This window comes from Bradyrhizobium elkanii WSM2783 (genome assembly GCF_000472865.1).
Taxonomy (GTDB): Bacteria; Pseudomonadota; Alphaproteobacteria; order Rhizobiales; family Xanthobacteraceae; genus Bradyrhizobium; species Bradyrhizobium elkanii_A.
Map to the genome: position 1 here is coordinate 26069 of NZ_AXAP01000021.1, position 11330 is coordinate 37398.

General features: G+C 61.8%; 10 protein-coding genes. 1 reads left to right on the plus strand and 9 read right to left on the minus strand.

Features of this window, described 5'->3' with window-relative positions; translation table 11 throughout:
- Window positions 1-36: 36 nt before the first annotated feature.
- Window positions 37-669: a 5,6-dimethylbenzimidazole synthase gene (gene bluB, locus YY7_RS0119475; RefSeq protein ID WP_028164674.1), complete on the plus strand. Its 633-nt coding sequence runs from the start codon at window positions 37-39 to the stop codon at window positions 667-669.
- Window positions 670-703: 34 nt separating this feature from the next.
- Here the strand turns inward: bluB and YY7_RS0119480 are convergent, their stop codons facing one another.
- The 9 genes from YY7_RS0119480 to YY7_RS0119520 all read right to left on the minus strand — a co-directional run bounded on the left by YY7_RS0119480 (window position 704) and on the right by YY7_RS0119520 (window position 11168).
- Complete coding sequence (locus YY7_RS0119480) at window positions 704-1636, minus strand: sugar-binding protein (RefSeq protein ID WP_028164675.1); 933 nt, start codon at window positions 1634-1636, stop codon at window positions 704-706.
- Between the two features lie 94 nt (window positions 1637-1730).
- Window positions 1731-2813 (minus strand): ABC transporter permease, encoded by a 1083-nt coding sequence (locus tag YY7_RS0119485; RefSeq protein WP_028164676.1) that lies wholly within the window; start codon window positions 2811-2813, stop codon window positions 1731-1733.
- Window positions 2813-3577: an ATP-binding cassette domain-containing protein gene (locus tag YY7_RS0119490; protein WP_028164677.1), complete on the minus strand. Its 765-nt coding sequence runs from the start codon at window positions 3575-3577 to the stop codon at window positions 2813-2815. Before YY7_RS0119490 ends, YY7_RS0119485 begins: the two co-directional genes overlap by 1 nt.
- 85 nt (window positions 3578-3662) lie before the next feature.
- Window positions 3663-4853 (minus strand): multiple monosaccharide ABC transporter permease, encoded by a 1191-nt coding sequence (gene mmsB / locus YY7_RS0119495; protein WP_028164678.1) that lies wholly within the window; start codon window positions 4851-4853, stop codon window positions 3663-3665.
- On the minus strand, window positions 4850-6427 hold the full coding sequence (gene mmsA / locus YY7_RS0119500) for a multiple monosaccharide ABC transporter ATP-binding protein (RefSeq protein WP_028164679.1): 1578 nt from the start codon (window positions 6425-6427) through the stop codon (window positions 4850-4852). Before mmsA ends, mmsB begins: the two co-directional genes overlap by 4 nt.
- A gap of 73 nt (window positions 6428-6500) precedes the next feature.
- A complete protein-coding gene (chvE, locus tag YY7_RS0119505) occupies window positions 6501-7571 on the minus strand; it encodes a multiple monosaccharide ABC transporter substrate-binding protein (protein ID WP_028164680.1) in 1071 nt (356 codons plus the stop codon).
- Window positions 7572-7637: 66 nt separating this feature from the next.
- Window positions 7638-8522: an SMP-30/gluconolactonase/LRE family protein gene (locus YY7_RS0119510; protein ID WP_028164681.1), complete on the minus strand. Its 885-nt coding sequence runs from the start codon at window positions 8520-8522 to the stop codon at window positions 7638-7640.
- Window positions 8522-9610, minus strand: a complete 1089-nt coding sequence (locus YY7_RS0119515; RefSeq protein ID WP_028164682.1) for an aldose epimerase family protein — start codon at window positions 9608-9610, stop codon at window positions 8522-8524. The genes YY7_RS0119510 and YY7_RS0119515 overlap by 1 nt, the downstream gene beginning before the upstream one ends.
- Before the next feature lie 208 nt (window positions 9611-9818).
- A complete protein-coding gene (locus YY7_RS0119520; protein ID WP_028164683.1) occupies window positions 9819-11168 on the minus strand; it encodes a carbohydrate porin in 1350 nt (449 codons plus the stop codon).
- Window positions 11169-11330: the final 162 nt, after the last annotated feature.

Genomic DNA, 11330 nt, shown 5'->3' on the forward strand with positions numbered 1-11330 from the left:
CTGCTGGTCCCGCATCATTCAGAACCGTGAGCCCTGATGGTTTCCTTCGACGAACCCTTTCGCCGGCAACTGCGCGAGCTGTTCGTGTGGCGTCGCGACGTCCGGCGGTTTCGTCCTGATCCGCTCCCAAGTGACGCCATCGAGCGGCTCATCGAGATCGCCTGCCTTTCCCCTTCGGTCGGCCTGAGCCAGCCTTGGCGGTTCGTCATTGTCGAGGACAAGGCGAGACGCCGGGCCGTGATCGAAAACTTCAAGACCTGCAATGCTGATGCCTTGCAGTCCTATTCGGGCGAACGCGCGGCCCGATATGCAGCCCTCAAGCTCTCAGGCTTAGAAGAGGCGCCGGGACACCTGGCCGTGTTCGCGGAAACGACAGGCAACGTGGGTCACGGCCTCGGGCGTGCAACCATGCCGGAAACGGTCGAATATTCCGTCGTCGCGGCGGTCTGCTCGATGTGGCTCGCCGCGCGTGCAGAGGGCATCGGGGTTGGCTGGGTATCGATCCTGAACCCAGCCAGTATCCACGAGATTCTTGAAGTGCCGGAGTCCTGGAAATTCATCGGCTACTTCTGCGTCGGGTACCCCGAGGCAGAGTTCGATCGACCAGAACTTGAGCGGGCCGACTGGGAATATCGGCGAGCGTCGAACGAATTTGCGATTCGACGCTAGTCCATTGCGCCGAAGAAATCCGGTCCAGACGTTCCTACTTCAACATCTTTGCGACGTTGTCCTTCGTCACAACGTCGAGACCGGTGTGGATGATCTCCGGCACCTTCTGGCCCTTCTTGATTGCAAGCAGAGTATCCATCGATTTCTCGCCCATCTCGAACGGACGCTGGCCGACCAGCGCATTGGCATAACCTTCGTTCAGAAGCTCGAGCTGCATCCTGAGGGTGTCGGCCACGACAAGCGTGAACTTGCCGGCGTCCATGTCCTTCTTGCTCTTGCTGGCGAACGCCTTGAAGCCTTCCGGCGCGAACATGGGCCAGCCGCCGATCGGAATGATCGCCGCGAGGTCAGGTGTCGCGGTGCGCAGATCCGTCATCTGCTGCACGCCAAGCGCGGGATCGTCGTTGCAGAAGGTCGGCGAGCCCGGGACTTCGGTCCACTTCGAACCTTTGAGCGCTTCGCGGACGCCATTGACGCGTTCGGCCAAATTCTGCGCACCCGGCCCGCCGGAGATCATTGCGTATTTACCGCCATCGGGCCGGAGCTTCAGCAATTGCTTGCCAAGCGCGAGGCCGAACTCCTTGTTGTTGGTGCCGATGTAGGCGATCCGCTTCGAGCCCGGCGCGTCCGAGTCAAACGTGATGACGGGAATGCCGGCTGTCGTTGCCGCCTCGATCGACTTCGTCATCGCGGCAACATCGGCGACCGAGATGGCCAGGCCGTCCACTTTTTGGGTGATGAAATCCTGGATGATCTGGGCTTGCGTCGCCGGCTCGTGCTCGACGGGACCTTTATAGATGCATTCGATGTTGCCGAGCTCCTTGGCACGTTTCTGGCAGCCGTCGCGCGCGAAATCGAAGAACGGATTGTTCATGGCCTTGGGCACGATCACGAATTTGTAGCTCTGAGCAAACGCCGGCGTCGCCATCATGGCAACGGCGATGCCAGCAAGAAGTACCTTCCTCATTGCTTCCCTCCACATTTTTTGTGCCTATCCCTTGAAATCAGCGGCTCCGGGAGGCGGATAGACGATCATTTCGTTATCCTCCCGGAGGAGCTCTTTAGGCCATGCGCGATCGGATGCGATCGACCAGCACCGCCGCGATGATGATCACGCCCACGAGGGTCTGCTGCCAATAGGAGTTGACCTGCGCGAGCACGAGGCCGTTGCGGATCACCTCGAGCAGCACGCAGCCGACAATGGCCCCAAGCGGGCCGCCGACGCCGCCGGCAAGATTGGCACCGCCGATGACCGCGGCCGCAATGACATTGAGCTCGTAGGACGTCGCCATGTTTGCAGGCGCCGATCCCAGCCAGCCGGAGATGATGATGCCCTGCAGACCCGCCGCGAGCGCGCAGATCACATAGACCTCGACCTTCACCCGCACGACCGAAATTCCGGTCAACGCGGCCGCCTTCTCATTGCCGCCGAGGGCAAAGACGTGGCGGCCGAAACTGGTGTGATGCAGCACGACCGCCATCGCCACCGCGAGAACCACGAGATAGATGAACGACACGGGCATGCCGAGCACAACGCCCGATGTCAGCGCGTAGAAATAATCGGCGTCGGGGCCACCGGGAAAACTGCCGCGGCCGTTGGAGACGACGTAGCCAAGGCCGCGCACGATCGAGAGCATGCCGAGCGTGGTGACAAAAGGCGACAGCCCAAGCACCGCGATGCAGAAGCCGTTGACGAGGCCGACCATCAGCGCGACGCCGAGCCCCGCCAGGACCGAGACGAGCAGGATCAAACCGGGTACATTGGCGACCACAGTCTTGCCGTCAGCGGCCAGATGCACGAACCACTCTGCGCCAGGCGTGCCCGGCGTCGAGATGTACGTCATGACCATCGAGGTGATCATCGCGGAAAAGCACATCATCGAGCCGACCGAAAGATCGATGCCGGCCGTGATAATGACGAGGGTCACGCCGAGCGTGGCGATGGCGATGAAGGAAAAGTTCTTCGCCACATTCTGCATATTGCCTTCGGTGAAGAAATACGGGCTCGCGAAGTTCATCACCACGAACAGAGCCACCAGCGCGATCAGGACGTAGCCGGTCTGCGAGGCAAAGAAGCCGCTCTGCCACCATTTGGCCTTGCCGATATTGGTGAAGGTGATGGGAGATTCCATGGGCGTGGCCATCACGCAGCCTCCTTCGCTCCCGTGATGAGGGAGGTGACTTCCTCGGGGCTGGTGTCATCGATCGCCTTGTCGGCGCACTTCTCACCGCGGCGCATGACGACGACGCGGTCGCAGACCGCGAATACGTCCGGCATGCGGTGCGAGATCAGCATCACCGCGACGCCCTGCTCCTTCAGGCGATGGATCAGGCTTAAGACCTGCTCGACCTGGCGGACCGAGATCGCGGCCGTCGGTTCATCCATCATCACGAGCTTGGCATTGGAGAGCCGCGTCCGGGCGATCGCGACAGCCTGGCGCTGGCCGCCCGACATCTGCTTGACAAGGTCATGCGGACGGGTCTCCGAGCGCAGTTCTCCGAACAGTTCCAGCGCGCGCGCCGCCATCGCCTTGTGATCGAGAAAGGCGAACGGGCCAAGCTTGCGCTTGAGCTCACGGCCGAGGAAGACATTGGCGGCCGCCGTGAGATTGTCGGCGAGCGCGAGGTCCTGGTAGACGACCTCGATTCCGACCGCGCGGGCATCGATCGGACGGGCGAAATGAACCGCCTTGCCGTCAAAGCGAATCTCGCCGTGACTCGGCAGGAAATTGCCGGCGATGATCTTGACGAGCGTCGACTTGCCGGCGCCGTTGTCTCCCATCAAGCCAACCACTTCGCCGGGGAGGATGCGCATGTCGACGCCGTGCAGCGCGCGAATGGCGCCGAACTCCTTGCCGATGCCCTTCAACTCCAGAACCGGTTGCCCGGCAGCGTGAGGGGTTGCCATGGTTGGCCTCGCTCAGACATGCTGGTTGACCAGCGATTCCAGATATTGACACCTGATCTTCGCGTCGAATGGGACCGGTCCGTCGTCACCTGCGCTGGTTGTAGACATCGATGCAGACGGCGGCGAGCAGCACCAATCCCTTGATCACCTGCTGGTAGTCGATGCCGACGCCAAGGATCGACATCCCATTGTTCATCACACCCATGATCATGGCGCCGACCACGGCGCCGCCGACCCGCCCGACGCCGCCATAGGCGGAAGCGCCGCCAATAAAGCACGCGGCGATGACGTCCAGCTCGAAACCGGCGCCAGCCTTGGGGGTTGCCGTGTTGAGACGTGCTGCAAAGATGAGGCCGGCAAGCGCCGCCAGAACTCCCATGTTCACAAAAGTCAGGAAGGTGAGCCGTTCAGTCTTGATACCGGACAGCTTGGCGGCTTTGGCATTGCCGCCGACGGCGTAGATTTGGCGCCCGATGATCGTCCGGCGTGTGACGAAGCCATAGAGTGCGATCAGCGCGGTCATAATCACGAGCACATTCGGCAGCCCGCGATGCGAAGCGATCAGGTAGGTGAAGTAGAGGATAACAGCCAGAAGCGCAGCACTTTTTGCGACGAACAGCGCATACGGCTCGACCTCGATCCCGTGCGATTTCTCACGGGCACGGGTTTTGGCGCTGGCATAGACCAGCGCCAGCGCCAGGACAGCGCCGATCAGCAACGAGGTCGGGTGCAGCGTGTCGGCGCCAGGAAAGAGCTCCGGGATGAAGCCTGAAGACAACTTCTGGAAGGTCGGCGGAAATGGCCCTACGGATTGTCCCTGCAGAACCGCCAGGGCAAGGCCCTTGAACACCAGCATGCCCGCAAGCGTGACGATGAAGGATGGAATCCCGAAATAGGCAACCCAGTATCCCTGCGCCGCACCGATCGCCGCGCCGACCAGCAGGCAGGCGACGAAAGCGAGCGGATAGTCGACGTGATAGCGGACCATGAGCACGGCGGCGATCGCGCCGATGAAGCCGGCGACCGACCCGACCGAGAGGTCGATATGGCCGGTGACGATCACGAGCAGCATGCCGAGCGCCATGATCACGATATAGCTGTTCTGCAACACCAGATTGGTAAGATTGAGCGGCTGCAGCAGCGTGCCGTCGGTAACGATCTGGAAGAACAGCATGATCGCGAACAGCGACAACAGCATGCCGTAGTTGCGCAGACTGTTCTTGATGAACCCCGCATGCCCGCGTTGCACAGGCAGCGAAACCGTCTTGTCGCTCATGGCCGCACTCCACCCATCTGCATCCTGTTCCGCTCCGCGCTGCCTTGTACTGGCTTGTTGCGCATGATGGCGCGCATGATCTTCTCCTGCGTCGCTTCGCTGGCGGCAAATTCGCCGACAAAGGCGCCATCGTTCATCACGCAGATCCGGTCGCAGATGCCGAGCAACTCCGGCATTTCCGAGGAAATCACCACAACGCCCCTGCCCGCCTCCGCGAGTTCATTGATGATACAATACATCTCGTATTTGGCGCCGACGTCGATCCCACGGGTCGGCTCGTCCAGGATCAGGACTTTTGGGTCCGTCATCAGCCATTTTGACAGCACGACCTTCTGCTGGTTGCCGCCGGAGAGCTGGCCGGTTTCCTGATAGACATCGGAGCAGCGGATTCGCATCCGGTTGCGATAGTCGCTGGCTGCCCTCAACTCTCTGATGTCATCGATCACCCATCGCGGCGCGACCTGGGAAAGGCTCGCGAGCGTGATATTCTTGCGGACGTCGTCGGCAAGGATCAAACCGAGCTGCTTGCGGTCTTCGGTCACATAGGCGAGCCCCGCGTCAATGGCCGCCGGCACGCTGGAGAGGTCGACCTCGCTGCCGTCCAGCCACACCCGTCCGCTGATGTTGTAGCCCCAGGCGCGGCCGAACAGGCTTGTCGCGAATTCGGTACGGCCGGCACCCATCAGGCCGGCGATGCCGACCACCTCGCCGCGCCGCACGTGGAAGCCGACATTCTTGATCACCTGGCGCTCGGGATGGAGCGGGTGATGGACGCTCCAGTCCTCCACCACCAGCACGGGGTCCCCGATCCTGGCGTCGCGCGGCGGGAAACGATGGGCGAGATCGCGATCGACCATGCTGCGTATGATCCGGTCTTCCTCGACCTGCTCGGTCCGGCAGTCGATCGAGTCAACGGTGCGGCCATCGCGCAAGATGGTGATGCGGTCGGCGACGCGCGCGACCTCGTTCAGCTTGTGCGAAATCAGGATCGAGGCGATGCCCTGCTGGCGGAACGCCATGAGCCGGTCGAGCAGTGCCGCGCTGTCGGTCTCATTGAGACTCGCGGTGGGCTCGTCCAGGATCAGGAGACGCACCCGCTTGGAGAGCGCTTTCGCAATCTCGACCAGTTGCTGCTTGCCGATACCGAGGTCGGTGATGAGCGCATCCGGCGGTTCGCGCAGACCGACCTGGGCCAACAGTTCCCTTGTGCGCCGATATACTGCGTCGCGGTCGATCACGCCGAACCGCGCCGGCGGATGCGACAGAAAAATGTTCTCGGCAATCGACATCAGCGGGATCAGTGCCAGCTCCTGATGGATGATGATGATCCCGAGCGCCTCGGAATCGTTGATGTCGCGAAAACGCTGTTCCTCGCCATCGAAGACGATGGTGCCTTCATAGTCGCCATGCGGATAGACGCCGCTCAGCACTTTCATTAGCGTCGACTTGCCGGCGCCGTTCTCGCCGACGAGGGCGTGGATCTGCCCGGCCTCCACCATGAAATTGACGTCGCGTAGCGCCTGCACGCCTGCAAAGCTCTTGCTGACGCCGCGCATTTCCAGCATTGCCGTCATCGTATCATGTCCTGCAGTGGAACCGAGCTGTCGTCCGGCAAGCGGGCCTTCTGCGCTTGCCGGACCAGTTTGCTCACTCGAATTGCGAGCGCTTGTAGTAACCGCTGTCAACCAGCACCTTGTCCCAATTGCTCTTGTACACCACCACCGGCTTGAGCAGATAGGACGGCACCGTCTTGACTCCGTTGTTGTAGGTCTTGGCGTCGTTGACGGGTACTTCCTTGCCGTTGAGCACGGCGTCGACCATATCCGCCGTCACCCGCGCGAGATCGCGGGTATCCTTGAAGATGGTGGAATATTGATCGCCCCGCAGTATTGCCTTGATCGACGGCACCTCTGCGTCCTGGCCGCTGATGATCGGCATCGGCTGATCGGGCGTGCCATAACCGACACTCTTCAGCGAGGAGATGATGCCAATGGAGAGGCCGTCATACGGGGAGAGCACCGCGTCGACGCGCTTCTTGCCGTAGAAGGCGCTGAGCAGATTGTCCATGCGCGCCTGCGCGGTCGCACCGTCCCAGCGCAAGATCGAGACCTTGTCCATGCCCGTCTGCTTGCTGCCGACGACCAGCTTGCCGCTGTCGATATAGGGCTGCAGCACTGACATCGCACCGTTGTAGAAGAAGTAGGCGTTGTTGTCGTCAGGCGAGCCGCCGAACAGCTCGATGTTGAACGGGCCCTTGCCCTCCTTCAGCCCCAGCCCCTGTTCGATCGACTGCGCCTGCTGGACGCCGACCTGGAAGTTGTCGAAGGTCGCATAGTAGTCGACATTCGGCGTGTCGCGGATCAGGCGGTCATAGGCGATCACGGTGATGCCCTTGGCCTTGGCCTGCTTGAGCACGTCCGAGAGAGTGGTGCCGTCGATCGCCGCGATCACCAGCACCTTGGCTCCCTTGGTCACCATGTTCTCGACCTGCGCGAGCTGGTTCGGAATATCGTCCTCGGCATATTGCAGGTCAGTGCCGTAGCCGCGCTCGCGCAGCACCTTGGCCATGTTGTTGCCGTCGTCGATCCACCGCGCGGAGGATTTTGTCGGCATCGCGATGCCGATCGTCGCTTTCTGTGCAAGCGCGACGCGGCCGGATGCCGCGGCGGTAAGGCCCGCCAGTGCGAGCATAAGCAACGTGGTTTTCAGTCTGGCCATATTTTCACTCCCGTTGGGTTAGGAACGTTTCTGTCGTTGCAGTGAGGATTTGGGCGGGACTATCTCCTAGGAATTAGCAAGCCTGACGTCCGGCTCCGGTCGGCCGCGTGCAGCCACGTCCAGGACGAACGTGCGCCCATGATCCGGGTCGGCAGCACGCGCCGCCGCATCCATGTCTTGCCAGGCCGAGGTGACCAGAAGACGCGACAGATCGGGCCCGACGAACGCCGGACAGCTCGGCTGACGCGCCGGGACATGCAGGCATCGCAGATGCTCGCCTTGCGGACTATAGACATCAACGCAACCGCCAGCCCAGCGCGCATTCCAGATCAGGCCGTCGGCATCGACCACCGCGCCGTCAAGGCCGCCAATACCACGGTGTCGCAGCAAAACTTCGGGTGCGCCGCGCGGCAGGCCTGTCACGGGGTCGAGCGCGATGCGATAGAGTTCGTTCTTCGCGGTGTCGGCGAAATAGCCGAGCGCGCCGTCGACCGAAAAGCAGATGGCGTTCGGAATCGTGATGTTCGCAAAGAGGCGCGAGAGCTCGCCGTTATGGAGCGCGTAGACGCTGCCTGCCCCCGCCTCCGCCTTGCGTCCCATGGTGCTGATCCAGATCGTTCCGGACGGATGCACCCGCGCATCGTTGGATCGGGTGACGAGATTGTCGGCCTCGAGCGGACGATAAAGCGTCATCGAGCCATCGGCGATCGAACGGACATAAAGACCGTCTTCCGCGACAACAAGTTGACGCTCCGCGTCAACGCGCGCTAGCGCGCTCGCCATCCTGCCGAGCCGGTGAACGCGGACCTGTCTGCTCGCGAGGCGAGCCTCGAACAACCTGCTCTCGAGGATATCGAACCACCAGGCGGTATCTGTCGCCGCATCATAGGTCGGGCCCTCGCCGAGGTGGCAGCGCTCGGCGCACAGAATGGACGTCGGCACTTGCTCCATCATGTCGGCCCGCCCGCGGAACTAAACCGATAGACGCTGTGGTGCCGATAGACCGAGCCGGGCGCAAGGCGCGCGCTTGGAAAGTCTGCGCGGTTTGGCGCATCAGGCCAGACCTGCGGTTCGAGGCAGATAGCGTCGGATTGCCGGTAGAGCCGGCCTCGCTTTCCGACAACCGAGCCATCGAGATAGTTTCCGGAATAGATCTGCAATCCAGGCTGATCGGTCAGGAGCTCGAGAATCCGCCCCGATCTTGGCGCCTCGAGCCGGGCCGCGAGGCGTAGCTCGCCAGCATCATCGAGGCAGAAGTTATGGTCGTAGCCTCTACCGTTTCGAAGCTGCGCATCATAGCAGCGGATCCTGGCACCGACTGCCGTGGACTTGCGGAAATCGAAGGGCGTATCGGCGACCGCGCGGGGCGCCTCCGGCAAGGGAATCGCGCTCGGATCGATCGCGAGGAAACGGTCGGCGGCGATCGTGAGCCGGTGGTCGAGGATGTCCACGCCTGACGCAGCGCCTTCGAGATTGAAAAAGCTGTGGTTGGTCAGGTTGACGATCGTCGGACGATCGACGCGTGCCTCGAAGCTGACGGATAATTCCGTCGGCCCGGTCAGCCGATAGCCGACGCGAATGTCGAGCCGGCCGGGATAGCCCTCCTCGCCGTGAGCGCTGACATGGGCCAAGGTCACTATCGGCTCCGCCCCATTCTCGATGTCAGCGATCCGCCAGAGCTTTCGGTCAAAACCCTCCGGGCCGCCATGGAGCGCATGCGCGCCGTTGTTGGCTGCAAGCTGAACGACCTCGCCATCGAGCACGAAACGGCCATTGGCGATGCGATTGGCGTAGCGGCCGACCGTCGCGCCGAAGAAGTGCCGCTCGCGCAAATAGCCTGCAAGATCGTCGTGACCGAGCACGACGTCTTCGCAGCGGCCAACCGCATCGGGCACGATCAGTGCCTGAAGCGCTGCGCCATAGGTGATGACATGCGCTTCGAAGCCGCGCGCGCCCGAGAGCACCACCCGATCGACCGGGCGGCCATCGGGCAGCGCGCCGAAAACGTCCCTTGCAATGCGTGGCGTTGTCTCGGTCATGGCTCAGTCTTCGAACGCTTCGACGATCCGGCGCATGCCCATAACCCGCCTGCGATGTGGCGGCCGCATTTTCAATGGTCGCAGCGCCGGTGAGCAGTGCGGCAGCGATCTGCCGGCTTTTCTCCTCTCGGCATGCCCGCATACGGGCATGCACACACCTTTCGCGTCAGAGTAGCTCAATGTTTGACCCGAACGGGCTACCGTCGCATCAGAAATGGACCTCGGTGCGCAGACCAAGAACCCAGGCATTATCGGTCTTCACGCCGTCGGCATTATACCCGCGCCCGCCGGGATTGATCACATACTGGAGGTCGAATTTGAGGTTCATCCAGCCGGTCGCCTGCCAACCGTACCAAGCTTCGATCGGAATTTCGTTACCTCCTGCATTCGGGCTGAGAGCGGCCGAGTTCACGTGGGTCGTGCCCACAGCGAAGCCGACTTCGTCCTGGGGGCGCCAGGCGAATGTTCCGGTGTGCTTGACGCCCCAGGCGATCTGGTAGTCCTGGTACGACGTCCGGTGATCGGCGACGGTCGTATTGAGGAAGGTATACCAACCCAGCGCGCCCGGACCGTCAACGGTCAACCGCTGCAGGATCGACTCATAAACTCCGAAGCGGCCTCTTCGATCTCCCAGATTCTGATCCGGAACACCACCGACGCCCGGGATGGTAACAATGATACCCGGGAGGCCACCATCAATCGTCGACTGACTGTCGTACCAGCCGCCCAATCTCCAGGTCCCGTACAGGGCACCGCTCGGGCTCCAGGTCAGCTCCATCGGCACGAACACACCCGAAACGGGTTTTGAGGAGGGGACGCCTGGCAGGAAGTAGATGCTGGGCTCTGAGGTCGTCAGATAATTCGGATTGGAGTCGTAGACGCCGACCGAAAACGTCCATTCCTTGGCAAAGTTGTAGTGGACGACACCGGCCCATTGGCTCACCGGCCAGTTGTAGATGTAGCCGCCCTGGATGTTGCCGGGCTGGCCGCCGCAGAAGGTCAGGTTGATGAACTCGCACAGACCGAAGAAGAAGTCGGAGCCGACTGGGAGACGGCCGGCCTTGAGTTCAAGCTGATCATCAAAAAGCTTCTGCGAGTAATAGAGTTGGGTCAGGCGAAAGATATTGCCGCGGCCGAAAACTTCGTTGGTCAACTGCAAGGCCGGAATGCCTGCCTCGGTATTCAGATTGTCGCCGAAGCGCTGGACCAGCGTGAGGCCGACCGTCCCCCCCGGGATGCCAGCAAGCTTCGCCATATCGAGCTTGGCCCCGAACCACAGCTGTCCAGCGTTGGCCGCGGTGTTCCTGTTTCCGCCCGACAGGTTTCCGACGGATTCATTGCCCAGCGTCAGGCCAATATCGATGCCCTGCTCCTTCAGCTGGGTCCTGCCGAGATCGCCAAACAGATACGGTCTCGTCCAGAAATCATCGGCCGTAACATAAGGAAGCGGCGGAGCTTTCGTTGAAAAATCGGCCGCATGCGCTCCACCGCTCAACAGAGATGACAAAGCAATCCCCACCCCGCACACGCGCGCGATGTTTACAGATCTATGCAACATTTTCTGGCACTCCCAGCGTCCCCAGGCTTTGTCTATTTTGTGTCACGTTCCCGCCCAAAGCCCTCGAGCCTGGAACGTGCATCCTCCCCAGCCCAGACCGATTTCAGCCGCCGAAGAAACAGTCCGTATGGCGACTGGCGGTTGAAGTCGTGATTCTCCTTA

Bases quoted from the DNA above. Each gene is read 5' to 3' on its own strand.
- bluB (WP_028164674.1), top strand. From the start codon at position 37: ATGGTTTCCTTCGACGAACCCTTTCGCCGGCAACTGCGCGAGCTGTTC.
- YY7_RS0119480 (WP_028164675.1), bottom strand. From the start codon at position 1,636: ATGAGGAAGGTACTTCTTGCTGGCATCGCCGTTGCCATGATGGCGACG.
- YY7_RS0119485 (WP_028164676.1), bottom strand. From the start codon at position 2,813: ATGGCCACGCCCATGGAATCTCCCATCACCTTCACCAATATCGGCAAG.
- YY7_RS0119490 (WP_028164677.1), bottom strand. From the start codon at position 3,577: ATGGCAACCCCTCACGCTGCCGGGCAACCGGTTCTGGAGTTGAAGGGC.
- mmsB (WP_028164678.1), bottom strand. From the start codon at position 4,853: ATGAGCGACAAGACGGTTTCGCTGCCTGTGCAACGCGGGCATGCGGGG.
- mmsA (WP_028164679.1), bottom strand. From the start codon at position 6,427: ATGACGGCAATGCTGGAAATGCGCGGCGTCAGCAAGAGCTTTGCAGGC.
- chvE (WP_028164680.1), bottom strand. From the start codon at position 7,571: ATGGCCAGACTGAAAACCACGTTGCTTATGCTCGCACTGGCGGGCCTT.
- YY7_RS0119510 (WP_028164681.1), bottom strand. From the start codon at position 8,522: ATGGAGCAAGTGCCGACGTCCATTCTGTGCGCCGAGCGCTGCCACCTC.
- YY7_RS0119515 (WP_028164682.1), bottom strand. From the start codon at position 9,610: ATGACCGAGACAACGCCACGCATTGCAAGGGACGTTTTCGGCGCGCTG.
- YY7_RS0119520 (WP_028164683.1), bottom strand. From the start codon at position 11,168: ATGTTGCATAGATCTGTAAACATCGCGCGCGTGTGCGGGGTGGGGATT.